This window comes from Ochrobactrum sp. RH2CCR150 (genome assembly GCA_014138095.1).
GTDB lineage: Bacteria > Pseudomonadota > Alphaproteobacteria > Rhizobiales > Rhizobiaceae > Brucella > Brucella gambitense.
On the sequence record JACGXE010000006.1, the window covers coordinates 54,350 to 78,129 of the forward strand.

A 23,780-nucleotide genomic window follows, 5' to 3' on the forward strand; every position below is an offset into this window, starting at 1 on the left:
CGGGATTAGAAAACCGCTGTCGAAGCGTCGATCACGCCCGATGATTGAAGATATTCAACAGCTTCAAAAGCCGGTTTGGCGGCGAAGAACACCAGTCCGTCCATCAGTGTGACATAGACCCTGCGCGGTACGACATCCAGGGTCGTCAAGTCACGATAGATGGAGAAATTTGGCCAGAAACGCGGCACTTCCCGAAGATAGGCTGCATAGGGCTCACCGAACATGCCCGCCAGATGCTTTTCTTCCCTCCGGATGACGAACTGAAACAGCACGACACATCCGAGAGCGAAGATTAATCCGATGGCAACACTACCGGATTGCAGCCCTACCCCACCGGCGGCAATGGCCGAGAAGACATAAAGCGGATTGCGACTGATGGAATAGGGGCCCTGACGGACCAGTTCCGACGATTTCTTGCCGCCGATATAAAGCGTGCACCACAGTCTCCCGACAATGCCCGCGACGATGAGGAAGAGCCCCACCACCTCAATCGTCTCATGAGTTTCACCGGCCCAGGCCGACCTCACCTGCGTCAGAGCAAGAAATGCGAGAAGCACGGCTGCACCAACCCAAAGGCGCCGGAAATACTGAAACTTGCTCAAGGTCATGTTTTGCAAACCTATGCTGACAGATGTTCAACGAGAATGGACGTGCCAAGCGCACAAAGCACAACAGCGGCCGCCACTTCGGCAAACTTGCCGAATTTGTCGCCGATTGCCTTGCCGATCATCAGGCCCATTGTGGACATGATGAATGTCGCAAAGCCGATGGCGAGCGAAATCGCGATGATACCCTGCAAGCCAATACCGAGAAAGGCGAGCGACAGGCCTACAGCCATGGCATCAATGCTGGTGCCAAGCGCCGTCGCAAGCAGGACGAGGAACGCCCCCCCCTGCGGCGCCTCATCTGCGTCGCCACCCTTGGACCAGAAGACCGCATAAAGCATATGCAGCCCGACCGCCGACAATAGACCGAATGCCAGCCAGTGATCGACATGAGAAACCCAGTCGCTCGCAAGAACACCGGCTACCCAGCCGAGAAACGGGGTGATGGCTTCAACAACACCAAAAACTATGCCGGTGCGCAATGCCTCGGAAAGCCTTGGCCGGTTCAAAGCCGTGCCACGTCCGACAGAAACCGCGAATGCATCGACCGACATGCTGACGGACAGAAAAAATACAGTGATGGGGGACATCATGTCTGCTCAGACGGAGGATTGGCCGGGCAACAAGGGCCATCCGTCCGTCGGCGGATGGCTGATACCACGGTCTTGCCGGGCCGTTAAACGGCTGATCACGCCACGCTTTTCAGCGATTGTGTTGACGTGATCCCACTTGATCTCAGCGCTGCCCGAATTGGGCTCCGCTTGGGTGGTGGCTACTCCCCGATGCGGCTTCTCTATTTGCAACTGGAAAAATTGTCAAGCAATATCAATAAGTTGAATGATTATGGTAAGCATTTGCAACTGGAAAAATTATGAAAGCACGCCAAGACATTGATGCGTTTTTAATGTTTTGAAGGGGGCGCTCGTCTCGAATTTATATGCGCCCGGTCATAGATTTTGTGCATCGCCACCGGTTCCGTTGAGCCGGAGCGAGGGTGGGAAACCACCCGAAACGCGGAGACCAATGATTATGGCTTATGATGCACTCAAAACGAGACTTTGCGGTGTAACGACCGCGCTTGTCACACCGTTTCGCAATGGCGAAGTCGATTATCGGGCCTTTGCCGATCTCATAAACTGGCAGATCGAAGAAGGCATCCAGGCGCTTTCCCCCTGCGGAACGACTGGCGAAGCGCCGACATTGAACACAGCTGAAAAAATCCGCCTCATCAAAAGTTGCGTCGAGGTTTCGGCCCGGCGTGTGCCGGTCATCGCCGGGACCGGAACGAATGACACGCTCTCGACCATCGCCCTGACCAGTGCCGCCGCTGCATGCGGAGCCGATGCCGCGCTTATCGTGACGCCCTATTATAATCGTCCCTCGCAGGAAGGGCTCTATCGTCACTTCGAAGCCGTCGCCAACAACACCCAGATTCCAATCATTCTCTATAATGTGCCCACGCGAACCGGTGTGGACCTGTCGCTGGACACAATCGAACGGCTTTGCAAACATCCGGCGATTATCGGTATCAAGGACGCCACCGGCGATCTGGATCGTCCCAAGCGTCTCATTCGTCGTCTGGGAAGTCGGCTCATCCAGCTATCAGGCCATGACACCACCTCCACAGCTTTCAATCTGGAGGGCGGTGACGGCACGATATCGGTGATCTCGAACGTGGTTCCAGCCGCGATGGTCGCAATCCACAATGCCTGCCAGCGTAATGATGGCTGCAGTGCGCGCTCACTCGCCTTTGCACTCAAGCCGCTTTTGATGGCGCTGGAACAGGACACCAACCCGGTTCCCATCAAATATGCGCTGCATCACACGCGCGGCCTTTCGCCGGATGTGCGGTTGCCGCTTGTCAGGGCAAATGAAGAGACCATGGCCGCTATCCGCCGCGCGCTTGCGGCGCTCGATCCCGATGCGCATCCAATTGCGGCTCTGCGCGACATCGATGGCAACAACCGCACGCAACTGGCGGTCGTTCCGCGCTGACACGTTCCTTGAAACGATACTTAAGGTATAGCCATCATGAGCCACATCCGGAAAACTGTATTCCCTGCACAACGGGCCAGATTTACTGTCAGCCAGGACCAGCGAGGCCAATGGGTCGTGTGTGACCAGCTAGGCCTGACCGGCGGATTGTTTGCCGACCGCGACACTGCACTTCGTTTTGCGAAGAGAGCTTGCCGCGCCGCATCAGACACGGTCTGCTTCTTGTCCGGTTCCATCGCCTCCGATGCGATCTTCGGCAAAAGGTCCACATTCCTGCGGTTAGTCCGGTAGGCAGCGGCTTGTCTCGCAAATTTCAACAAATGCGCGCCCGGGTTTACCCGCGCGCGCGATGCTTTCAAAACCAACGCAAACCGGCCGGCCCACGCATCTCGCACTGCTTCTGCGCCCTATCGCCTCTCGTTGTCGCTGGCGTGCTGGCATGGGTGTTGACCAGGGTTTTCTCACCATCCTGAGACGGCACAAAACGCGCTGCTCCGGTCAAGCAATCCCGGTTTTTGTCCGGCATAGGCTTCGTAAAACGCCAATAATGATGCGTGAATCGTAAAGTGACTTTGCCAGTTTCCCCTATCATATTGTTCCCAACAAAAACAAAGGGGAGAGATGATGAAGAAGCTCAATCACTTGCTGGTGACTGGTATCGCAATCCTGTCCGCTGCTCCGGCTGTCGCAGCCGAAGCAGAATCCTGTAAAGCACCAAAATTCTCGGATGTTGGCTGGACCGATATCACCGCAACCACCGCGCTCGCATCGCTTTTGCTTGAAAAGGCTGGATACCAGCCGCAGACGACAATTCTCTCAGTACCGGTGACCTTCCAGTCACTGGAAAATGGCCAGATCGATATTTTCCTCGGAAACTGGATGCCGCTTCAGGAGGAAGCACGCAAGCCCTATCTCGAAGGAAAGAAGATCGAGCAGGCTGGTATCAATCTCGAAAACGCAAAGATCGGTCTTGCCGCAACGGGCAAGGATCTCGGCATCAAGACCTATGCCGACATAGCCAAGTTCAAGGACCAGCTCGGCGGAAAAATCTACGGTATCGAAGCAGGCAGCAGCGCCAATGCGACGATCCAGTCGATGATCGAGAAGAACAATTTCGACCTCAAGGACTTCCAGCTGGCGGAATCCAGCGAGCAGGCCATGCTGTCACAGGTGCAGAACGCCGTGCGCAAGGATGAGCCGGTTGTGTTCTTCGCATGGACCCCACATCCGATGAATATTCGCTACAAGCTGACCTATCTTGAAAACGGCGATAATCTCTTTGGCCCCAATGATGGTGCTGCCACCGTCGAGACGCTGACCCGCAAGGGCTATGCAGCGGACTGCCCGAATGTGTCGCATTTTCTGTCAAAGTTGAAGTTCACGACCGAGATGGAAAGCACCATGATGAACATGATCCTCAATGACGGGATGGAAGCCAAGGATGCCGTCACGAAATGGATCAAGGAGAATCCGGCGCAGCTCGACACATGGCTCGACGGTTTCAACACGTTCGACGGCAAGCCAGCGCTCGCTGAAGTGAAATCCGGCCTCGGCTTGTAATACTTATTAAGCCGCGAAACTATTTTTGCCGCAACTTGCTCGGCGCCTGTCCAAAATGCCGCTTGAAAGCGCGGGAAAGCGAACTGATCGACGAAAAGCCGGTCTGTTCCGCCGTATCCGCCATTGAAAGATGCGTATCAAGGATGAGGCGTCGAGCAGCCTTGAGCCGCAGCGACAGATAATAATTGCCCGGCGACTGCCCGATCACATTGGCAAACAGCATTTCAAGACTGCGCGTTGAAAGCCCGAGCCGTCTGGCGATCCGCGTCACCGGAATCGGCCGGTCTATATGGTTCTCCATGATCTTGATGGCATCAGCCAGCCGCGGCTCGCGGTTCAAAAGCCGCCCCAGCGACACCAGCGGCTGCGCATCCGAAGCCTGCCGCACCTCGTCATAGACATAAAGGCTCGCAACATCGAGCGCTATGGAATAACCGTGCCGCGCGCGGATCAGCGCCAGCATCATGTCGAGCGCAGGAGCCGCCCCGCCTGTGGTCAGGAAAGTACCGTCGCGCACCCATCGGTCCGACTGCATCTCCACATCCGGGAACCGTTGCGAGAAGGCTTCAAGATCCTCCCAATGGGTGGTGGCTTTTCTGCCATTGAGCAGCCCGGCCTTTGCCAGAACCCATGAACCCGCCTCAATGCCGATCACCAGTTGAGACTGTTTGGCAGCCTGGGCCAGCTGCGCAAGCAGCTTTGGGGTCGCGTGTTCCAGCGCATGAAATGCGCTGACGATAATCAGGATATCCTGCGGCGTTGCCTCGAATTTTCCATTCACGCCGATCTTCAGGCCGCTTGATGTGATGGGGTCACTCCCATCCGGAGATACCACCCGCCACGAATAGAGCGAACGACCCGTCACGCGGTTGGCGCCGCGCATCGGATCGAGCGTCGCTGCGAGCGACATGAGCGAGCAATCCGGCAAAACCAGCAGGGTGACAGACAGTTGTTCATCGGATGGTTCAAAGATCACGTGCTTCGCTCTTCGCCAAACTAATTTCGTAAAATGATAATCTCAGCATTCTGCGACCTGTCAAGCTCGACAAAAATCGAGGGAAATCATCATGCCTTTGCAGCCCGCTCGCGAAACCTTCATCACAGCCGCCGTTACCGGCGCTGGCGCTACCACCCACCGCTCCAACAAGGTGCCCATCACGCCGCGACAGATTGCGGACGCGGCGATTGAAAGCGCTAGAGCAGGCGCGGCAATCGCTCATATTCATGTGCGCGATCCAGAAACGGGCGAACCATCGCGCAAGGTCGAACTGTTCCGCGAAGTCGTCGACCATATCCGGGCGTCGGGCGTGGATATCGTGCTTAACCTGACCGCAGGCGTCGGCGGCGATCTGGTCTTCGGTTCTGCCGAAGCACCGCTGCCGCCGGATGCGTCGAAGACCGACATGGCGGGCGCGACCGAGCGCCTGGCGCATATCGCAGCACTTCTGCCGGAAATCTGCACGCTTGATTGCGGCACCATGAATTTCGGTGAAGGCGACTATGTGATGACCAACACCCCTGCCATGCTGAAAGAGATGGCAGGGCAGATCCAGCGCTTGGGCGTGCGCCCGGAAATCGAGATTTTCGATACGGGTCACCTGCCATTGGCCCAATGGCTGCAACAGCAAGGCCTGCTTGACGATCCGGTGATGGTGCAATTGTGCATGGGCATACCATGGGGCGCACCGGACGATCTTGCGACACTTGTATCCATCCTCCACAACCTGCCGGATAACTGGGTCTTCTCGGCATTTTCCATCGGTCGCAACCAGTTGCCTTATGCCGCGCTTGCGGTGCTCGCTGGCGGCAATATCCGCGTCGGCCTTGAAGACAATATCTGGCTCGCAAAGGGTGTCCTCGCCTCCAATGGCGATCTGGTGGAACGCGCAAGAAACATCGCGGTCAATATGGGGTCCAAGATACTCACGCCTGCTGAAGTTCGCGAAAAGCTCAAGCTCAAGAAGCGTTGGTGATGCCCATGAACAACCATCCTCCCAAGATCGCCTGCATCGGCAGTGGCGTCATTGGCAGCGGCTGGGCCGCGCGCTTTCTTCTTAACGGCTATGATGTTGCCGTCTATGACCCGTCGCCCGATGCACAGGCCACAACCGAGCACATTCTCGACAATGCCCGGCGCTCCCTGTCCGCCCTCACCCCGAAGCGTCTGCCGAATGAAGGCAGGCTTTCCTTTGCGCCTTCGCTGGCCGATGCTGTGCGCGATGCCATACTGATTCAGGAAAGCGTGCCCGAAAGGCTCGAGCTGAAACTCGCGGTTCTCAAGGAGATCGAGGCATCCTGTTCAAGCGATGCTCTGATCGCATCTTCCACCTCCGGCTTCCTGCCAAGCAAGCTGCAGGCCCCCTTGCAGCACCCGGAAAGGCTGATCATCGCGCATCCCTATAATCCGGTCTATCTGCTTCCCTTGGTGGAACTCGTTCCCGGCGAAAAAACCGCCCGGCACGCCATTGAGAAAGCCGCCGATCTTTACCGCCATACGGGTATGGAAGCCGTCATTCTCGAAAAGGAAATCGATGCTTTTGTCGGCGACCGCTTGCTGGAAGCCTTGTGGCGCGAAGCGCTCTGGCTCGTCAAAGACGGCATTGCCACGGTTGAACAGATCGATAATATCATCCGCTATTCGTTCGGTTTGCGCTGGGCGCAGATGGGCTTGTTCCAGACCTATCGCATCGCAGGCGGTCCGGCGGGGATGAAGCACTTTCTGGCGCAGTTTGGTCCCGCCTTGCAATGGCCATGGACGAAGCTGACAGATGTTCCGGAGCTGGATGACACGCTGATCGGTCGCATTGCCAGCCAGTCGGACGAGCAGAACGAGAACCTGTCGATCCGCGATCTTGAATCCATTCGCGACGCCAATCTGGTAGCCATCATTCGCGCCCTTTCCCAGCAACAGCAAGGCAGAGGCTGGGGTGCAGGTGCACTTCTGAACGACTATACCGCGCGGCTCGATACATCCCACGACGAGGCCAAGCCCCGCTCTGGTCCATTGCGGTTGCTCGACGCCCGCGTGATCCCGGAGTGGATCGACTATAATGGCCATATGACCGAGCATCGATATCTGGACCTTTTCGGACAGACCACCGATCAGTTTCTTGCGCATATCGGTGTCGATGCCGCTTATCTGAACGGTGGCCACAGTTACTACACTGTCGAAACCCACATCATGCATCGCGATGAAGCCAAGGTCGGCGACACATTGCATGTCGACACACAGCTTCTGTCGTTCGATGCAAAGCGCATCCACCTCATCCATTCGCTAAAGCGTGGGGAGACCGAACTGGCGAGCGCGGAACAGATGCTGCTCCATGTCGATACGAAAGCGGGCAAAGCGGTTGCCGCTGATCCTGTGATTCTGCAAACGCTGGAAGACCTCACGCTTTCCCAGAAGGGCTTGACCGTTCCGGCTGCTGTCGGACGATATGTCGGGCAGCGCGCCTGAGCGCTGCCCGAACTGGCCACAGAGCGACCCATCACGCAAATCCGTTTCACATTTTCGCGAAAAATGCTCTAAGTTTCCTCCCAGATGGTACGGAGGAGGAAATAAAATGGCCGAAAAGGCACCATCCAAGCCGGTGCTTCTATCCGGCGGCAACCCGCAAATTCCAAAAGGGGAAGGCGACGCGCCGGTCAATGCCTATATCGTCGCCATGCCCGGTTGGAAAAGCGATGTGGGACGCCGGTTGAATACGCTCATCGAACAAGCTGTTCCAAACGTCCACAAGGCGGTCAAGTGGAACTCGCCTTTCTACGGGCTTGAAGGACAAGGCTGGTTTCTGAGCTTTCATTGCTTCGCCAAATATATAAAGGTCGCCTTCTTTCGCGGTCTCTCCCTGACGCCGCAGCCGCCCGTGGAGTCCAAGAGCCAGGATACACGTTACTTCCATATCCATGAAAACGACGTGCTGGACGAAGCGCAATTTACCGACTGGGTGAGGCAAGCAAGCCAGTTGCCCGGTGAAAAGATGTGAGCCAAATGATGACCACCAACGAAAGCAAATCCGCTTCACAGCTGATCGATGAACGCATTGCCACGCTTGACGACTGGCGAGGCAAGACGCTGGCCAATGTTCGTGCGATCATCACGAAGGCCGATCCCGCAATCATAGAAGAATGGAAATGGCGCGGCGTACCCGTATGGGAGCGCGATGGCATTATCTGCACCGGCGAGACCTATAAGCAGGTTGTCAAACTGACTTTTGCCAAGGGCGCATCGCTGGACGACCCGACTGGTTTGTTCAACTCAAGTCTGGACGGCAATATGCGCCGGGCCATCGATATTCGCGAAGGCGAAGAGATCGACGCGGATGCTCTGACGACTCTTGTTCGCGCAGCCATAACACTCAATAGCGCGAAACCGTCGCGCAAGAAAAAGACCCCGTGAACCCTCAATAGCTGACGGTCACCACCACCGTATCCGAATAGGTTCCCGGTGGTGGTGTAGTCTGCGGTGCAACCCGCCCATAGACGGTCAGGCTTTGCGCAGTGCCGGTTCCCGTACCGGTCACGATCTGCCCGGTTGTGTTGCCCCAGGGAGTTGTGCGCGCGGTATTGGTGTAGAGCCCATAGACAACGGCATTGGCGCCGAGGGTCATCCGTCTTTGTGTCGGTGTGGCATTACTCAAACCACCGTTGAGCGAAACACTATAAGGCAAGTTGGTGGTACAGCTTACTGACAGAGTGCCGGTCGCGTCCACATTGGTAGTCAGGACGCCGCGATTGCCAAAATTGATCGTCGTGGCGGAGACCGTACAGGTTCGATCGACATTGGCCGTGACATTGAAGCCCGGCTGTGTCGGATTCTCCGTCACGGCGGTACAGGCGGGCGCTACAAGCAGATAGCTGACATAGTTGAAGCGGGTTTGAGCGCCCGAAAAGGTAGAGAGATAAGCACCGCCGGGCGTCGCCGCCTGACCAGACAAGATACGCCCATAGATCGTGCGTGTTGCAGTCGTGTTGGTAAGCGGCAGCAATGTCATATCAATGGGTGGTGGGGAACCCAAAGCCGTATTGGTAACAGAACCCCATGGAACAGTGCGTGCCGTATCGGAATAAAGCTGATAGGTCAGCGAATTGGTACCACTCAACATGGTGCGGAGACCGCCGCTTGAGCCGCCACTTCCCGCATTGATATTGGGACATACGCGAAGAAAAAGGCTGAGGTTGAGGGTATTGGCACAATTGACGTTCAACGTCGCTGTCGTATCAACCGCACCTCCCCCCAAAAGATTGACGGTGCCAAAGTTGACATTGGTGACACTGAAGGAACAAGTCTGGGCATAAGCCAAACCAGGTAGAAAGATCAGTATATTGAACAGTGCCAAAGCGACAATGCGATAACGTCTCATTGTGTGCTCCTGCATACAGCGTCCGGGATGGTAACCCGTTCGGTCGTGTTACGTGGCGCGTTGAATGATATCTGACAGCTGCCTTTCTCGGACTGCACCACAATCAGCGTATTGGAGTTCTCAATACCTTCCAGATAGACCTGTCCGTCATACCCAACGATAAATTCCTGAGAGCCATTGAGGCGGGCAGTCGACCCTGTCTCGATATAGGCTCCGCTTTCATCGCGAAGGGTGACAAGGGCTGCGCGCGTATCGGCCTTGACGTTGAAGTCCACCACGGCTCCACCCCGATCGCTGGGGCTCACGACTTGGCGGGTTTCTCCTACAGTTGCATCAATCGGTAGATTGCTGGGGTCAATGGAAATGGCGTTTTTGTCATAGGAACGCAGATTGGGCAGCAACATCTTGCCGCTCTTATTGGTCTTGCCCATGGGGCGATTTTCGAACTCGACCTCGACGTCCGGCGCGCCCACATCCACCACACCAAAGGCATCGTCGATGCGGTTGGAGAGGAACACACCGCCGCCTGCCAGAACGACGGCGCCGTCAATCTGCGCGCTGGCACGAACATTCTCGTCGAACTTCTCAACGCTACCTTCAATGCGACCGATCTGGCCGCGATAACTTCCGCTGGCGGCAACGATATCGCTCTGGCCATAAGAGCCGCGCAACCGCCAGCCGGTGCTTCCAACTTCAGCCTGTTCAGATTTCATCAAATCGACGGAGCCGGTCGTCCCATTCTCATCAGCCGATATGCTTGTCGATGCCGTGATATTGTGATCGAACGACCACGACAGCCCGGCAAACAGGCCGAACGAGCCTTTCTGCTCGAAGTCTGTATAGGCGGACACGAACATGTTGCCCTTCTCACCGAAGGGCCGTGTGGCGGTGACGCCGAGAATCCGCGATTTGTCGGAATCGGCGGTTTCAATCTGCGCGTAGGAGAAATTCAGGTTTGTGTCATCGAAAATCGGAGGCAGTGAAACGGAAACCTGATCGAGGGCTTTGGCAGGCTTGGCGCTATTGGACGGCAGCCCCGTCTCCACGATATCGGCTGTGACCGAGGCAATATCGTTATAGTCACCAAAGGTGCGCTGCGTGCGCACGTAGAATTTGATATCCCAGAGTTCGGCTTCGACGCTTGCGGCAATCTGGTATCCGGTTTCTCCACCAAATTTGCTGGTCGCGCCAGACAAGGTTCCAACGCCGAAAGGCCCGATATTGAAGACGCCACCGACGCCAGCATTGTAGAAATTCTCGGCGCCTTCCACATGACCTTCGAAAGTCATATTATTGGTAAGGCCGTAGCGCAGCGTGCTGCTGCCGACAATACGGTCATCATAGTCATTCGACTCCGTGCCGTAATATCGGCGCGCAAATCCGGTTTCAGCGGAGAAATCCGCAAGACCTTTAGCCAGCAAATCAGCCGAGGCATAAAAGGGTGTCTCTGTCACCGTCTCACGGCCCAGAACGTCGCGAACCACCATGCGCGCCGTACCTGCGCCGGTAACCACCGGGAGGTTGGTGATCGAAAACGGGCCGGATGCAACAGAGCTGGTCGCGCGACGCGCATTGTCGATATAGACATCGACTGTTGACGGCACCGCCGCCGATCCGGACAGCTCAGGCATCGGCATAGTGACCAGATCAGGCCGCAGCGAAAAATTGCGTCGGATCTGCACACCGCCCAGACGGGTCGGCCGCGTCCAGGAAAGTCCGCCTGTAATGAAGTCGCCAACATTATAGGTCATCAATGTTTCCGGGTCCGAATAGGACCATCTCGTATCGAGACGCGTCGACCCGAACCTGTCGGCGTCGGACGAGCTGATCACCTGCGACGAAGACAACACGCCATAGGGACCAAACAGGCGTCCCTCCATAAGGCCCGAAACACCTTCGAACTCCGTCAAGTCATACCAATCCTGGCCGCCGCTGGCGCCATAGATCGTGTAATTTACCAGCCCGCCGAAATTGCTCTTGGTCTTGGGCTTATCTTCCTCATCCTCTGACGCGACTTCTTGGCCAGACTGCGCATCGATCACACGCGCGGCACGCTTATTCTCCTCGGCATCAAAACGGACAATCTGGTTCTCCTCATCATAGGTGACGTTGACCCCGGAGAGCCGGTTCACGTCGATCCATCCGTCGTCCCGCGTGGCTTCCTTGGCGGGCTTTATCCCGACATTCTTGAGCTGGCTCGGCTCAATCAGAAGCGACTCGTCCGGTGTTTGACGAAACGTAGCGATCAGCGCCGATGATGCGCCATTCACATAGACCTCAAGCTGCAGTTCCAGAGGGGCATCGTCGGAAACAAGCGCTCCCGACGACGTAGGTGGCAATTCCTGCGCCGCAGCTTTCAGACATCCTGTGCAGACCGTTAGAAACGCAATCGTCAAAACCGCAAGATCAACCGCCCCTGACGCTCGCTTGCGCATTTATCGGGCCAGCTTCGCTTTGAGCTGAGATCGTCAGCGAGCCACCACCCCGACTACCACCTGTTCCGGGAATGAACCAAGTTGCACTTGATTGCCCCAGAACATATCCAACAAGGCCTTTCTGCTGTGCTACGGCACGACCGCCCGAACCCTGCAGTGCAAGATCGGAAACGCGCAGTCGCTTGTTCCCCTTGTTGCTGACGGTTACCTGATAACCGCCCGACTTACGTTGGACACTCCATGACGGGTTCGCATCCGGCGTGCCGGGTTGCGAAAAGAAAACCGGAATGGAATGGCGGATCACCAGATTGACCGTGCCGGATCGCCGCTGCGCACTATCAGGAAGTTCATCGACAATCAGCCGGTAGCTTTCTTCCGCCTTGACCGGGCTTTTCGAGGTGCGAACAATACGCACGATGTTTTCACCGCCGGGTTTCAGCTGCGATATAGGGGGACTGACGACGACATCGGTTGCTGCCGTGTAAGTATCCACGCCATTGCTCTGGCTCCAGCGGAAGATTCTGGCCTGAACATTGATGGGCCGCTTGGCATCGTTCCAGATTCGGATGTTGGAAGCCGCCGTTGGCGCGCTCAGGTCGATGATAACCGGCGATACGCGCAACGAAGCCGCATTTGCCGGAATGAGGTACAAGCTCGCAATTAACGCCGCGGCAAAAGTCAGAACACGCATTCTACCCTCCGTGACATTAATAGCTGATCGTTGCTGTTATCGTATCCGTATAGACACCTGCTGCCGGCGTCGTCTGGCCCGGCACACGCCCGTAAACCGTATAGGCCTGTGCGTTGCCATTGCCTGTGCCGGCAACCGTGTTGGTGCCAACAGTATTACCCCAGACAGCCGTGCGATCTGCTGTGGTGTAAAGTGAGTATCCGACAGTGGCGCTTGCCGGTCCCGTCATCAAACGGTTCGTAACCGTTGCGCCCGTGCCGTTACCTGCACTCAGGCCGATTGTGTAAGGCGTCGATGTTGTGCATTGCACAGTGATTGTACTGGTGGCATCGACATTTGCCGCCAAAACACCATTGGAACCAAAGTCCAAGTTGGTTGCAGAATTAAAAACACAAGCTGCAGTAATCGTAATCTGCACATTGAACTGCGTTGTGGCCGTCTGAGCCATAACGTATGTTGATGAAAGAAAAAAACTCGCTACAAGCGCGGGAAACGCGTACTTTCTGTATACCATATTCCCTCCTATATGTCGGGACGGCAATAATTGCCGACCTTTCACCCAGGTTCACTTGCCCCCCATTCCCTTCTAGTCAAATCATTCCACTACTTAATGATTCTCTATCATAAGCGGGTTAATATTTTTTTCAAGAATCCCAAAGAAGCTTGCCGTCGTTAGAAATTTATTATTGAACCAATTAGAATTATCTATATTTTACAACATGCTAATTCATGATTTTTATTTTTACAGCGGGATGCTTCCCAACGAAATTTCTTTCGGAAATAATTGATAAATATACTTGAACGGAAAAAATTCTATCTAAAATTATAAAATACCTTTCAGATTGCATAAACTCAAAAATATTTCCCATTTACATAATTTAGATTGATGTTGTTCTTGGAAGGAATCTTGGACCGCTCGGCATTGACTCATCAAGCGCCTGCCCTTTGTCATCGGACAAGCGCTTGATATGCGTTTTTAAACACACCTTTATCGGCGGTAGAGAATCATTCCGCCATGGTGAAGAACGTCATTGATGAAATGCCCGTCAGCAGTGAATCCGGTATCGTCCCAATAATAGATATAGTCACCGCGAACTTCATAACGTCCCTGATAGGCGCTCTCACGACTACCGCGTGCCTCGTCATAGCGCCCGTTGCGGAGAAGATGATGGCGGACATGACCATCACCGGTGATCCACATACCTGAATAAGGATGGCTCTTGTCAGCGGGAGCTGACAAATCAGACTGATTGTTCATTGTGAAGCCTTTGGGGGTCAGAAGAAGCAAATTCACGACCAATGCAAACGCGGCGATCATGGGCAGAGAGTATGTGGGCATCACCTCGTCCTTCTCAGGTGGTGGCTGTTGGACGAATGACGATCTCATTGACGTCCACATCATCCGGTTGCTCAATCGCGAAGCGAACAGCCCGCGAGATTGCATCGGGTTTCAGAGCGATAGCCCGATAGGTCTTCATCGCCTCAATTGCGATGGGGTCAGTGATCGTGTGCGCAAGATCGCTTTCCACGACACCGGGGTGAATGCAGGTGACGCGCAGCGCACTGTTTTCCTGGCGGAGCCCTTCGGATATTGCCCGAACCGCATATTTCGTTGCGCAATAAACCGCGGCTGTCGGGGCGACACTCAATGCGCCAATCGAGGCAATATTGATGATGTGGCCGGAACCGCGGGCCGTCATTTCTGGCAGTACCGCAGCGATGCCATAAAGAACGCCTTTGATGTTCACATCGACCATACGGTCCCATTCTTCGACCTTTAGCGAAGCCATCAGTGACAGCGGCATAATACCGGCATTGTTGACGATGACATCGACCCGCCCCCACAAGTCGCGTGCCGCATCGGCAAAGGCATTCATGCTGTCACGGTCGGTGACATCAAGCGGATGGGCGAAGGCCGTTCCGCCTGCTTCATTCAGTTCGGCGGTCAGCGCTTCGAGACGCTCGATGCGACGCGCACCAAGCGCGACCTTCGCGCCAGCTGCTGCAAGTTCCCGAGCAATGTCTGCTCCAATGCCGCTGGATGCGCCGGTGACGAGAACAACTTTATCGACAGCCATGGCTGTTCCTTTCATTGAGAATTGAGGATGCCTTGACTGTAAGCGCCAATCATTGTTTCGATAACTACGCTTGTTTTAAACAGACTGGAAAGGAAAACTAACCAATGGCTCCAGATCTGAATGCGCTCGCCATTTTTGCACTTGTCGCGGAAGAGCGCAGTTTTCGGGCTGCTGCCGAGCGGCAAGGGGTGACGCGTTCTGCAATCAGCCAGACGATCCGCAAGCTAGAAGAGGGTCTTGGCATTGCGCTGATCCTGCGCACGACACGCAGCGTCAGCCTGACGGAAGCCGGCGAAAGGCTCTATGGCCAGATCGCGCCAGCCGTGGCGGAAATGACCGCAGCGCTGGAGGGAACGGAGGCGCTCAAGGAGCGCCCGCGCGGACGCTTGCGCCTCGCTGTATCGTCTATCGCAGAGCGCTTCCTATCCGGTCCGCTTCTGGCAACATTCCTGAAGCAGTATCCTGAAATCGGACTGGATATCATGGTGACGGACGACGAGTTCGATATCGTCGCGGAAGGCTATGACGCCGGTGTGCGTCTGGGCGAAGTGATTGCGCAAGATATGATCGCTGTCCCGATTGCCGGAGAAGAACGGCAACTTGCCGTCTGTGCGCCGTCTTATCCCGAGCGCTGCGGGATCCCCGGACACCCGGCGGAGCTGACATCGCATTTCTGTGTTGGCTGGCGTCCCTTCCCGAAATCGTCACCCTATCGCTGGGAATTTGCCGAAAACGGTAAAGAGTTCAGCGTCGCGGTGCCGCCAACTGTCACCACCAACGATATGGAGCTGATGATCAAGCTGGCCGTTTCAGGCGCTGGCATTGCATTCGGCATGGAAGAAAGCTTCCGGCCGTGGATCGAGCGCGGCGAACTGATCCCCATTCTCGAAGATTACTGCCCGTATTTCGCTGGTTTTTATCTCTACTATCCGACACGCAAAAACATCGCGCCCAAGCTTCGTGTGCTGATCGAACATGTTCACCGCAGCCGGGCGGCTCAGGCTTAAATAGAAAGCGGCGGAGCTTTCACTCCGCCGCTTTTGTTTTTCAAACGTCGAAACCGATCAGTGCGCAGCCTGGCTCTTGCGAACCGCAGCAACATCACCAGCCGAGACCGCGCCTGCCTTGTTGCCCCATGCGGAGCGAACGAACGAGGCGAGGTCTGCCACTTCCTGATCCGACAGGCGATCGGCATAGCCCTGCATCACAAGACGCATCGGACGCTTTGCCGTCGACGGCACTTCCGCGCCATGCAGAATGATCGAGACCAGCGGCTTCACTTCCGAACCTGTCACCAGATCGTTGTCAGCCAGTTCCGGGAAGATTCCCGGCGCACCCTTGCCGGTCACGAAGTGACAGGCGGCGCAATTGTCGAGATAAAGACGGGCACCCACCGGCATATCCGGTGACACATCCGTCAGCATCTTCGCTGTTGCTTCGCCAGCGGCATCCGCAGGGGCTGCAGGCAGGACTGTGGGCGCCTTGGCCGCAAAGCTCTGCGGAACTTCGACAGCTGCACCATCAATGCCCTTGAGGAAGGCCGCAATCGCCAGCGTATCGGCATCCGTCAGATGCTGAAACGATTGCTCGACCGCCAAACCCATTTCGCCGTTTGCGGTCGAATGGGCATTGCGACCCGTTGCGAGATAGGCAGCCATTTCCTCGACCGACCACTTCTGGGGAGCCGATTGCGGGCCTCGCAGCGAAGGCGCGTTCCAGCCGTCGACAACACCGCCAGTCAGGAAATTCTTGTCGCCAACGCTAACGCCGTCCTGCGCCATGAAGCTGGTGCGCGGGCTGTGACAGGCTGCACAATGCGCCGGACCTTCGACCAGATACTGGCCGCGTTCCTGAACCTCGTTCTTGCCAGCTGGCGTGAAGCCTGCCTTATGGGTCAGCGCGAGCCAGTTCCAGGCACGAATGCCAAAGCGTAGATTGAACGGGAAGCCGAGTTCGGTCTGCTGAACCTCGTTCTTCACCGGCTGCACATCGTGCATGAAGTAGTCGTAGAGCGCACGCACATCTTCTTCGGTCAGCTTACGATAGTTTTCGTAAGGCATGGCCGGATAAAGATGCGCGCCATCGGCGCGGATACCGTCATAGAGCGCAGCGCGGAACTGATCGAGCGACCAGTTTCCGATACCGGTTTCCTTGTCCGGGGTAATATTGGTTGTCCAGATTTGGCCCATAGGGCTCGCAATGGCGCGACCGCCCGCAAATGGCTTGCCGCCATCCGCCGTGTGACAGGCCATGCAGTCGGACGCATACATGACGTATTCGCCCTGACCCTTGGCCGGTTTCCAGTCGGCAGCCAGTTCCTTCGTCGGCTTCGTAAGCTGCACCGGAACGAACAGGAAAGCCAGCAGGGCCACGATACCGAGAACGATGAGAACACCGATTATGCGAAGAAAAGTTTTCATCACCGTTCTCCTCAAACCAGCGGACGCGGATTGGAAAGATACTGCGAGCGGATCGCATGTGCGGTCCAGTAGGCAAGGCCGCCGAGCAAGCCGGTCGGATTGTACTGGGTGTTCTGCACGAAGTTACCCGCGCCAAGCATGAACACATTGTGCTTGTCCCATGCCTGCGAGAAGCGATTGACCACGCCCTCACGCGCATTTTCCGACATGATGTGTCCGCCGGTCGTGTGGGTCGTCTGGTAAGGACGAACGTCGAACTGAGCGCCTTCCTTTTTGAAGGACGACTGGATCAGGTCCGGGTTCATCGTCTTGGCCAGCGCTTCCGCCTTGGTCTTCATGAACTGAGTCATCCGGATATCATTCGGATTCCAGTTGAAGGTCATGCGCATCAGCGGACGACCGTGCGGATCCTTGTAGGTCGGGTCGAGATCGAGATGGTTGGTCTTGTAGGACATGACGGAACCATGGGTTCCGATGTTCATCGAGTGGCCATACCATTCGGCAATCGACTTTTTCCAGCCAGCACCCCAGCTCGGCGTGCCCGACGGCAATGTCATGCTGCGGATCGGCTGGCCGTTGGTCTGCCCGGTGCGCCAGTAAGCGCCGCCGATGAAGCCCTCGCGACCGAAATCGATCTGGTTGACGCCGAAATCGTCGATACACATGCCATTGGCGCCAGTGCCGATGAACGGATTGAACTCTTCATCCTTGAAGAAGAGCGTCACGCCGCCGGTCAGCTGATACGCAAAGTTGCGTCCGGTGACGCCTTCGCCCGTTGCCTGATCATATGGCTGTCCAATGCCCGAAAGCAGCGCCAGATGCACGTTGTTCAGCTGGAACGACGACAGGATAACGATATCGGCAGGCTGGAAGACTTCTTCCTGCGTCTTGTCGTCGAAATAGGTCACGCCGGTCGCAGTCTTGCCGTCCGGAGCCATTTCAACACGCAGCACTTCCGATTCCGTGCGATAGGAGAAGTTCGGCATCCGCTTCAGCGCATCGAGGATGGTCGTTTGCGGCGACGACTTCGAATACTGGTAGCAGCCAAAGCGCTCGCAGAAGCCGCAGTGATTGCACGGTCCCATCTGCATGCCATATTCATTGACATAGGCGGTCGAGGCTATGCCGCCCGGCGACGGGAACGGGTGGTAACCCGCGGCCTGTGCTGCATCGGCGAATTTGCGTCCGTCCCAGGTCGTCTTCATCGGCGGCATTGGATAATCGTTCGCACGCCAGCCCTCAAACGGGTTGCCGCCTTCAACGATCTTGCCCTTGAGATTGCCCGCCTTGCCGGAAATACCGGCGACGCGCTCGAAGCGGTCGAAGAACGGTTCCATCTCGTCATAGGTGACGGGATAATCGCCCAGAAGCATGTCTTCCGGGATGATCTGCTCGCCCCAATGTTCGCGCACGTGGGAACGCAGGCGCAGTTCTTCGGCCTGCGGACGCCAGTTGAGGCCGTTCCAGTGCGTACCCGCACCACCCACGCCGTTGCCCGGCAGGAAAGAACCGAAGCTGCGGTAGGGCAGCGCGTTTTCTTCCGCACTGCGGCGTACGGTAACCGTTTGCTGGCTGGCGCGCTGCATCATCTTGAGACGCACGCCATATTTCAGCTCGTCGATCATGTTCGGATATTTGAAATCCGGCACGGTATTCTGATCGTGGCCGCGTTCAAGCGCGACGATGTCGAGACCTTCCTGCGCCAGTTCCATTGCGAGAATAGATCCAGTCCAGCCGAGGCCGACAATGACCACGTCTTTCTTCTTTTCCTGACGTGCCATGGTTAAGCCCTTTCGCCCTTGATCGAAACTGGACCCAGCGGGTAGGCAACATTGTAGCGCTCAACCCACTCCTTGTAGCTGCCGCGCGCGCCGGGGAAGCCAATATAGGTCCAGGCCTGCATGCCGTGATTGCCGCCATACATCGGGTCGGCGAAATAGCCTTCCTTGGTGTTCTGGAGCAGAATGCCGAAGAACTCGCGCAATTCCGGCTGCAAACCGACTTCGCCCTTTTGAAGCGCAGTCAGTGCTTCGTCCTGCTGTTCAGGCGTGAGAGCGGCAAATGCGGCGCTGTATTTCTGTTCGCACCAGCCGTTGAAGGCCGGGATAGCCTGGCGATAAATCTGCGCCGGGTTGAGCGGGGTCTGCCAGCCGCGTGTCGGATCAGCCGACGCATCGTGCGGCCCAACCATGTACCAGTCATCAGCGCGGCCATAATCGCCGGCAAGCTGGAGATCGATAAACACAGGGACGCGGGTTTCGATGGCACCGGGGCCATCACCATCCGAGGGGATCAGCCTTGCCGTCGCGGCGAGGATAAATGTCCATTCAAGATCGGTAAAATATTGGCGTTCATAGTCTTCGAGCGAAACCGGTGGCGTCTTCGGTTCGGCCTGCGCTGAGACAGCCAGTCCTGAAAGCATGACGCTTGCTGCGGAGGCTTTCAGAAAACTGCGACGACTCGGATATCCGGGGAGGTCAGTCATTGTCGTTTCCTGCCTGTTAGGTGGGTAAGACGGAGGGATGCTTTTCTGAAATGAAACCGCATTGCACGATTGAGAAAAACATAGCGCTCGATACACACCAGACTAGAACAGTTCAAATAACTTGTACCCTAGCTGTGCAAAACATGAGGGAATCCGGCGCCCTGAAGCAGCCGTTTCGGCGAAAAAATTGCCCCTAAAATACCAGAAACAGGCGACATTACGCCCGCCACGCGCAGGACAATCACATTTGTGTGATTGCATGATCATGTACTTAAATAATGGCTCTAAACTGCAAATTTGACCGGTCGGACAAATTTCAAAAAGCTGAGAAAGACTCAGTCGGCCAGCGCTGAAACGCTGGCCGAACGCCACTCATCAAGCGGCAATTTCACCCACGAGAGCGAGGTCGAAAACGTGGTGATGAATGTGGCCGTCGAACATTGCGAGGAGGCCTTTCGTGGCCTCCCGGCTTTCGTAGCGGATGGGTGACTCCAGCGCCTCAGCCAGCGCTTGTCGGCCGTCATAAACCGTCCACAACACCATCGGATAGGATGGCGCGCCTTCGTCCCGCTCCACGGCATAAAGCACGCGCACATCCCGGATGCCTGGAAACTGAAGCCACATCGGCATCAGGGTTTCCGCAACATAAGCCTTGAACGCATCCTCGCGCCCGGCATGAATTTCACCTTCGAAGAAAGCCTGTCTGACAATCATCGCAAAACTCAATTTACCTTGGTGGGCGGAACATCGCCTGCGAAATAGGCCTGCAGATTGGCAAGCACCAATTCACCCATGCCGATGCGCGTTTCGACAGTTGCACTGCCCTGATGTGGCATCAGAACGGTGTTGGGAGCTGTGAAGAATTCTTCACGGATCGTCGGCTCGTTGACGAATACATCAAGACCGGCACCGGCAATGACACTATCATTGAGTGCAGCCAGAAGCGCGTCTTCATCGACCACCGTGCCGCGCGCGACATTGACGAGATAGCCCTTGTTGCCAAGCGCCGCCAGCACATCTGCATTGACGATATTCGCCGTGGAGGCATTGGCTGCCACGCAAACCGCCAGAACATCGCAGTTCTCAGCCAATTCCACCGGCGATGCATGGGCCACCCAGTTCGTGCCTGCCACTGGCGAGCGGTTCCAGTAATGCACTTCCATGCCGAAAGCCTCGGCGCGCTTTGCCAGCGACTTGCCGATCTGGCCAAGACCGAGAACGCCGATGCGCTTGCCCTTGGGGCTGATGCCCAGCGGGAAAGCCTGCCGCTCGGCCCATTTTCCTTCGCGAACAAAGCTGTCGCCAAGCGCCACATGACGCAGCAGCGCCAGCATCAGAGCAATACCGGTATCGGCAACATCATCAGTCAGAACACCGGGTGTCGTGCTCACATGCACATTGCGGCTGCGGGCAAACGGTAGATCAACCTTGTCCGTCCCGACGCCGTTGATGGCGATCAGGCCAAGCGACGGCAGACGCTCGATCCATTCATTGGAAAGGCCCGAACCACCACCGGTCACGACTGCGCGGATCGAACCCAAAGCCGCATCGATGGCCGCTTTTTCTTCGGTCTTGTAAAGCCGGTGCACCTTGTAGCCCGCATCGAGACGCTCCTCGATAGCGGACATCATCGGCTCCACGAGCAGAATTTCCTTCGTCACGTCAAACTCCAGTTCCAGATTGGGGGAAACACATCGCGAAAGGTGGGATTTAGCCTTCGCGATATGCGTCAGAACAAACGATGCGAGCGGTCAGGAAATCTGACCGATAAAGGCCCTTGTCCGCTCATGCTTCGGATTGCCGAAGAACTCTTCCGGCTCCGCCATTTCGAGGATCTGCCCTTGATCCATGAAGATCACGCGGTCGGCGACCTGTCGCGCAAAGCCCATTTCATGGGTGACGCAGAGCATGGTCATGCCCTCCTTGGCGAGATCGATCATGGTGTCCAGAACTTCCTTGACCATTTCCGGATCAAGCGCCGAAGTCGGCTCATCGAAAAGCATGATCTTGGGGTTCATGCACAATGCGCGCGCAATCGCCACGCGCTGCTGCTGGCCGCCTGAAAGCTGCGCCGGATATTTGTCCGCCTGCTCCGGAATGCGCACGCGCTCAAGAAACTTGCGCGCGGTCTTTTCGGCTTCCGCTTTGGCAACGCCGCGCACTTTCATTGGTGCAAGCGTGCAGTTTTCCAGAACGGTCATATGCGGAAAAAGATTGAACTGCTGGAACACCATCCCGGTTTCCTGCCGGATGATGTCCACATTCTTGCCGCCTGCCGTCAGGTCGAGACCATCGACCACGATGCGCCCTTCCTGAATGGTTTCAAGCTGGTTGATGCAACGGATCAGAGTGGATTTTCCGGAACCGGACGGGCCGCAAATGACGATACGCTCGCCGCGCGCCACAGTCAGTTCGATATTTCTGAGCGCATGATAGGTGCCATACCACTTGTTGACGCCTTCCATCAGTACCGCAGTACCGGAGTCCTGCGATGCCCCGTGAGCCGTGTTCTGAGCCGTCTTATTCATGTCGAGAACTCGCTTTGCTGAACGTGATCGCCGGATGCGGCGTTTGCCGCCATGCCCGGCCAATACCGGGCATGGCGCCTGTCAAAGACTTACTTCGCCTTGGAAACGAAATCCGGCAGCGGAGAACCGAGCCACTTTTCGTGGATCTTGTTCAGCTCGCCGTCGCCCTTCACCTTTTCGATAAACTTGTTGACGAATTCGAGCATTTCGGTCGAACCCTTACGCACCGCGATGCCCTGCACCTGCTGGCTGAGCTGGATTTTCTGCTCGTAACGTCCCGGTGCTGCCTTTTCGATTTCAGCGGCAACGACATTGGAAAGACCGATCAAATCAACCTGACCCGACAGGAGAGCCTGCACGGCGCTGGCATCGTCATCGAAGCGGCGGATATTCGCATCCTTTGGCGCAACCTTGGTCACCGCCGTATCCTGCGTCGAAGCGCGCGCCACGCCGATGGTCTTGCCTGACAGGTCTTCCGGCTTGGCGACCGCCGCGTCCTTCGGTCCGAAAACCCCGATGGAAATGCCGGCATAAGGCTGGGAGAAATCGACGCTCTTGGCGCGTTCTTCGGTGATGCCCAGCGAAGCCACAAGCAGGTCGACCTGCCCGCTCTGCAGGTAAGGAATGCGGTTCGGGCCGGTGACCGGCACGATCTGCGCCTTCACACCCAGCTCGGCGGCAAGCAGCTTTGCCACATCGGCATCGTAGCCGTCCGGCTCGTTATTGGTGTTCATGATGCCGAATGGCGGAAAGTCGACCAGCATGCCGATCTTGACGGTTCCGGCCGACTTGATGCCTTCGACGGTCTGCGCAAATGCAGCAGGTGCAAAAGCCGCAGCAAGAGCGCCTGCGCCGATCAGCGTCATCGCTATGCGTCTGGTGATATTCATGTTTTTCCCTTCCCTATTGTTAAACCGGGCTCCTCGCCGGCATATTAATCTCGACAAAAGCCCCCGATTACCGAGCGGTCGCGCGAGAAAATTTGTTTTCCATATTGCGGGCCAGTATCGAAAGCGGCCAGCACAGAATGAAATAGACAACCGCCACGGTGCCGAAGACCATAAATGGGCTGAAGGTTGCGTTGTTGATGATCTGGCCCTGACGGGTCAGCTCGGTAAAGCCGATGATGGCGGCAAGCGATGTGCCCTTGATAAGCTGCACAAGGAAGCCGACCGTCGGCGCAACAGAAATGCGCGCAGCCTGCGGCAGAATGATATAGCGCATGCGGTTGTAGTAACGCAGGCCCAGCGCCGTTGCCGCTTCACGCTGGCCCGGCGGCACAGCATCGATACAGCCGCGCCAGATTTCGCCAAGGAAAGCGCTGGCGTGCAGGGTCAAGGCGATAGCCGCTGCAATCCAGGGATTGATGCCCAGGCCGAAAATATTGAGCCCGAAGAACACCAGAAACAACTGCATCAGGAGCGGTGTGCCCTGAAACAGGCGAATGAAGCCAAGCGCAATATAGCGCAGCACACGATTATCCGAGACGCGCATCAGCGCCACGATCATGCCGCCAATGCCGCCGCCCACAAAGGCGATGGCCGAGAGCGCAATGGTCCACTGCGCCGCATAGACGATAATGAGAAATTCGTTCCAGCCGAAAGGTCTGATCATGGCCTT

At 56.4% G+C, this 23,780-nt stretch carries 24 protein-coding genes and 1 riboswitch; of the genes, 7 read left to right on the top strand and 17 right to left on the bottom strand.

Annotated features, from left to right (window positions below; genetic code table 11):
* Window positions 1–5 precede the first annotated feature (5 nt).
* Both FHW03_RS14310 and FHW03_RS14315 read right to left on the bottom strand, forming a co-directional pair.
* Complete coding sequence (locus FHW03_RS14310; protein ID WP_182521236.1) at window positions 6–608, bottom strand: isoprenylcysteine carboxylmethyltransferase family protein; 603 nt, start codon at window positions 606–608, stop codon at window positions 6–8.
* 11 nt (window positions 609–619) lie between these two features.
* Window positions 620–1,195, bottom strand: coding sequence for a manganese efflux pump MntP family protein (locus tag FHW03_RS14315; protein ID WP_182521394.1), 576 nt, complete (start codon window positions 1,193–1,195; stop codon window positions 620–622).
* A gap of 81 nt (window positions 1,196–1,276) precedes the next feature.
* A riboswitch (yybP-ykoY riboswitch) is annotated at window positions 1,277–1,398 on the bottom strand.
* 236 nt (window positions 1,399–1,634) lie between these two features.
* Here FHW03_RS14315 and dapA point away from each other — a divergent pair.
* Together dapA and choX are read left to right on the top strand one after the other, a co-directional pair.
* Complete coding sequence (dapA, locus tag FHW03_RS14320; RefSeq protein ID WP_182521237.1) at window positions 1,635–2,600, top strand: 4-hydroxy-tetrahydrodipicolinate synthase; 966 nt, start codon at window positions 1,635–1,637, stop codon at window positions 2,598–2,600.
* Window positions 2,601–3,224: 624 nt separating this feature from the next.
* Window positions 3,225–4,160, top strand: coding sequence for a choline ABC transporter substrate-binding protein (gene choX / locus FHW03_RS14325; RefSeq protein WP_182521395.1), 936 nt, complete (start codon window positions 3,225–3,227; stop codon window positions 4,158–4,160).
* A 19-nt stretch (window positions 4,161–4,179) separates the two neighbouring features.
* Here choX and FHW03_RS14330 read toward each other — a convergent pair whose 3' ends face one another.
* Window positions 4,180–5,136 carry a GlxA family transcriptional regulator gene (locus FHW03_RS14330; protein WP_182521238.1) on the bottom strand — a complete coding sequence of 319 codons (957 nt, stop codon included), beginning with the start codon at window positions 5,134–5,136 and terminating at the stop codon, window positions 4,180–4,182.
* A 91-nt stretch (window positions 5,137–5,227) separates the two neighbouring features.
* Here FHW03_RS14330 and FHW03_RS14335 point away from each other — a divergent pair, with 91 nt between their 5' ends.
* The 4 genes from FHW03_RS14335 to FHW03_RS14350 all read left to right on the top strand — a co-directional run bounded on the left by FHW03_RS14335 (window position 5,228) and on the right by FHW03_RS14350 (window position 8,559).
* Window positions 5,228–6,133 (top strand): 3-keto-5-aminohexanoate cleavage protein, encoded by a 906-nt coding sequence (locus FHW03_RS14335; RefSeq protein WP_182521239.1) that lies wholly within the window; start codon window positions 5,228–5,230, stop codon window positions 6,131–6,133.
* Between the two features lie 5 nt (window positions 6,134–6,138).
* Window positions 6,139–7,617, top strand: a complete 1,479-nt coding sequence (locus FHW03_RS14340; protein ID WP_182521240.1) for a carnitine 3-dehydrogenase — start codon at window positions 6,139–6,141, stop codon at window positions 7,615–7,617.
* 106 nt (window positions 7,618–7,723) lie between these two features.
* Window positions 7,724–8,146, top strand: coding sequence for a DUF1801 domain-containing protein (locus tag FHW03_RS14345; RefSeq protein ID WP_182521241.1), 423 nt, complete (start codon window positions 7,724–7,726; stop codon window positions 8,144–8,146).
* Between the two features lie 5 nt (window positions 8,147–8,151).
* The gene (locus tag FHW03_RS14350; RefSeq protein ID WP_182521242.1) at window positions 8,152–8,559 is read left to right on the top strand and encodes a DUF1801 domain-containing protein; all 408 of its coding nucleotides are present in this window, start codon (window positions 8,152–8,154) and stop codon (window positions 8,557–8,559) included.
* A 4-nt stretch (window positions 8,560–8,563) separates the two neighbouring features.
* Here the strand turns inward: FHW03_RS14350 and FHW03_RS14355 are convergent, their stop codons facing one another.
* The 6 genes from FHW03_RS14355 to FHW03_RS14380 all read right to left on the bottom strand — a co-directional run bounded on the left by FHW03_RS14355 (window position 8,564) and on the right by FHW03_RS14380 (window position 14,727).
* Window positions 8,564–9,523 (bottom strand): spore coat protein U domain-containing protein, encoded by a 960-nt coding sequence (locus FHW03_RS14355; protein ID WP_182521243.1) that lies wholly within the window; start codon window positions 9,521–9,523, stop codon window positions 8,564–8,566.
* On the bottom strand, window positions 9,520–11,958 hold the full coding sequence (locus FHW03_RS14360; RefSeq protein WP_182521244.1) for a fimbria/pilus outer membrane usher protein: 2,439 nt from the start codon (window positions 11,956–11,958) through the stop codon (window positions 9,520–9,522). Before FHW03_RS14360 ends, FHW03_RS14355 begins: the two co-directional genes overlap by 4 nt.
* Entirely contained in the window at window positions 11,930–12,649 is a 720-nt protein-coding gene (locus FHW03_RS14365; RefSeq protein WP_182521245.1) for a molecular chaperone, read from the bottom strand. Before FHW03_RS14365 ends, FHW03_RS14360 begins: the two co-directional genes overlap by 29 nt.
* A 16-nt stretch (window positions 12,650–12,665) precedes the next feature.
* Window positions 12,666–13,097, bottom strand: coding sequence for a spore coat U domain-containing protein (locus FHW03_RS14370; RefSeq protein ID WP_377514861.1), 432 nt, complete (start codon window positions 13,095–13,097; stop codon window positions 12,666–12,668).
* 540 nt (window positions 13,098–13,637) lie between these two features.
* Window positions 13,638–13,907 carry an Atu4866 domain-containing protein gene (locus tag FHW03_RS14375; protein WP_377514934.1) on the bottom strand — a complete coding sequence of 90 codons (270 nt, stop codon included), beginning with the start codon at window positions 13,905–13,907 and terminating at the stop codon, window positions 13,638–13,640.
* Between the two features lie 94 nt (window positions 13,908–14,001).
* Complete coding sequence (locus FHW03_RS14380; RefSeq protein WP_182521247.1) at window positions 14,002–14,727, bottom strand: SDR family oxidoreductase; 726 nt, start codon at window positions 14,725–14,727, stop codon at window positions 14,002–14,004.
* Between the two features lie 104 nt (window positions 14,728–14,831).
* Here FHW03_RS14380 and FHW03_RS14385 point away from each other — a divergent pair, with 104 nt between their 5' ends.
* Window positions 14,832–15,734 (top strand): LysR family transcriptional regulator, encoded by a 903-nt coding sequence (locus tag FHW03_RS14385; protein WP_182521248.1) that lies wholly within the window; start codon window positions 14,832–14,834, stop codon window positions 15,732–15,734.
* Between the two features lie 57 nt (window positions 15,735–15,791).
* Here the strand turns inward: FHW03_RS14385 and FHW03_RS14390 are convergent, their stop codons facing one another.
* The 8 genes from FHW03_RS14390 to FHW03_RS14425 form a co-directional block, all read right to left on the bottom strand.
* Entirely contained in the window at window positions 15,792–17,147 is a 1,356-nt protein-coding gene (locus tag FHW03_RS14390) for a cytochrome c (RefSeq protein WP_182521249.1), read from the bottom strand.
* Between the two features lie 11 nt (window positions 17,148–17,158).
* Window positions 17,159–18,928, bottom strand: coding sequence for a GMC family oxidoreductase (locus FHW03_RS14395; RefSeq protein WP_182521250.1), 1,770 nt, complete (start codon window positions 18,926–18,928; stop codon window positions 17,159–17,161).
* 2 nt (window positions 18,929–18,930) lie between these two features.
* Window positions 18,931–19,632 (bottom strand): gluconate 2-dehydrogenase subunit 3 family protein, encoded by a 702-nt coding sequence (locus FHW03_RS14400; RefSeq protein ID WP_078338278.1) that lies wholly within the window; start codon window positions 19,630–19,632, stop codon window positions 18,931–18,933.
* A gap of 375 nt (window positions 19,633–20,007) precedes the next feature.
* Window positions 20,008–20,346: a hypothetical protein gene (locus tag FHW03_RS14405; protein WP_182521251.1), complete on the bottom strand. Its 339-nt coding sequence runs from the start codon at window positions 20,344–20,346 to the stop codon at window positions 20,008–20,010.
* 8 nt (window positions 20,347–20,354) lie between these two features.
* Window positions 20,355–21,305 (bottom strand): 2-hydroxyacid dehydrogenase, encoded by a 951-nt coding sequence (locus FHW03_RS14410; RefSeq protein ID WP_182521397.1) that lies wholly within the window; start codon window positions 21,303–21,305, stop codon window positions 20,355–20,357.
* A gap of 78 nt (window positions 21,306–21,383) precedes the next feature.
* Window positions 21,384–22,160 (bottom strand): amino acid ABC transporter ATP-binding protein, encoded by a 777-nt coding sequence (locus FHW03_RS14415; protein ID WP_182521252.1) that lies wholly within the window; start codon window positions 22,158–22,160, stop codon window positions 21,384–21,386.
* Between the two features lie 89 nt (window positions 22,161–22,249).
* Window positions 22,250–23,050, bottom strand: coding sequence for a transporter substrate-binding domain-containing protein (locus tag FHW03_RS14420; RefSeq protein ID WP_182521253.1), 801 nt, complete (start codon window positions 23,048–23,050; stop codon window positions 22,250–22,252).
* Between the two features lie 67 nt (window positions 23,051–23,117).
* Window positions 23,118–23,774, bottom strand: coding sequence for an amino acid ABC transporter permease (locus FHW03_RS14425; RefSeq protein ID WP_182521254.1), 657 nt, complete (start codon window positions 23,772–23,774; stop codon window positions 23,118–23,120).
* Window positions 23,775–23,780: the final 6 nt, after the last annotated feature.

Coding starts and splice junctions, on each gene's coding strand:
- FHW03_RS14365 (WP_182521245.1), bottom strand. CDS start 12,649: ATGCGTGTTCTGACTTTTGCCGCGGCGTTAATTGCGAGCTTGTACCTC.
- FHW03_RS14335 (WP_182521239.1), top strand. CDS start 5,228: ATGCCTTTGCAGCCCGCTCGCGAAACCTTCATCACAGCCGCCGTTACC.
- FHW03_RS14350 (WP_182521242.1), top strand. CDS start 8,152: ATGATGACCACCAACGAAAGCAAATCCGCTTCACAGCTGATCGATGAA.
- FHW03_RS14380 (WP_182521247.1), bottom strand. CDS start 14,727: ATGGCTGTCGATAAAGTTGTTCTCGTCACCGGCGCATCCAGCGGCATT.
- FHW03_RS14425 (WP_182521254.1), bottom strand. CDS start 23,774: ATGATCAGACCTTTCGGCTGGAACGAATTTCTCATTATCGTCTATGCG.
- FHW03_RS14375 (WP_377514934.1), bottom strand. CDS start 13,907: ATGAACAATCAGTCTGATTTGTCAGCTCCCGCTGACAAGAGCCATCCT.
- FHW03_RS14395 (WP_182521250.1), bottom strand. CDS start 18,928: ATGGCACGTCAGGAAAAGAAGAAAGACGTGGTCATTGTCGGCCTCGGC.
- FHW03_RS14420 (WP_182521253.1), bottom strand. CDS start 23,050: ATGAATATCACCAGACGCATAGCGATGACGCTGATCGGCGCAGGCGCT.
- FHW03_RS14390 (WP_182521249.1), bottom strand. CDS start 17,147: ATGAAAACTTTTCTTCGCATAATCGGTGTTCTCATCGTTCTCGGTATC.
- FHW03_RS14370 (WP_377514861.1), bottom strand. CDS start 13,097: ATGGCTCAGACGGCCACAACGCAGTTCAATGTGCAGATTACGATTACT.
- choX (WP_182521395.1), top strand. CDS start 3,225: ATGAAGAAGCTCAATCACTTGCTGGTGACTGGTATCGCAATCCTGTCC.
- FHW03_RS14345 (WP_182521241.1), top strand. CDS start 7,724: ATGGCCGAAAAGGCACCATCCAAGCCGGTGCTTCTATCCGGCGGCAAC.
- FHW03_RS14315 (WP_182521394.1), bottom strand. CDS start 1,195: ATGTCCCCCATCACTGTATTTTTTCTGTCCGTCAGCATGTCGGTCGAT.
- FHW03_RS14340 (WP_182521240.1), top strand. CDS start 6,139: ATGAACAACCATCCTCCCAAGATCGCCTGCATCGGCAGTGGCGTCATT.
- FHW03_RS14310 (WP_182521236.1), bottom strand. CDS start 608: ATGACCTTGAGCAAGTTTCAGTATTTCCGGCGCCTTTGGGTTGGTGCA.
- FHW03_RS14405 (WP_182521251.1), bottom strand. CDS start 20,346: ATGATTGTCAGACAGGCTTTCTTCGAAGGTGAAATTCATGCCGGGCGC.
- FHW03_RS14355 (WP_182521243.1), bottom strand. CDS start 9,523: ATGAGACGTTATCGCATTGTCGCTTTGGCACTGTTCAATATACTGATC.
- dapA (WP_182521237.1), top strand. CDS start 1,635: ATGGCTTATGATGCACTCAAAACGAGACTTTGCGGTGTAACGACCGCG.
- FHW03_RS14360 (WP_182521244.1), bottom strand. CDS start 11,958: ATGCGCAAGCGAGCGTCAGGGGCGGTTGATCTTGCGGTTTTGACGATT.
- FHW03_RS14400 (WP_078338278.1), bottom strand. CDS start 19,632: ATGACTGACCTCCCCGGATATCCGAGTCGTCGCAGTTTTCTGAAAGCC.
- FHW03_RS14385 (WP_182521248.1), top strand. CDS start 14,832: ATGGCTCCAGATCTGAATGCGCTCGCCATTTTTGCACTTGTCGCGGAA.
- FHW03_RS14415 (WP_182521252.1), bottom strand. CDS start 22,160: ATGAATAAGACGGCTCAGAACACGGCTCACGGGGCATCGCAGGACTCC.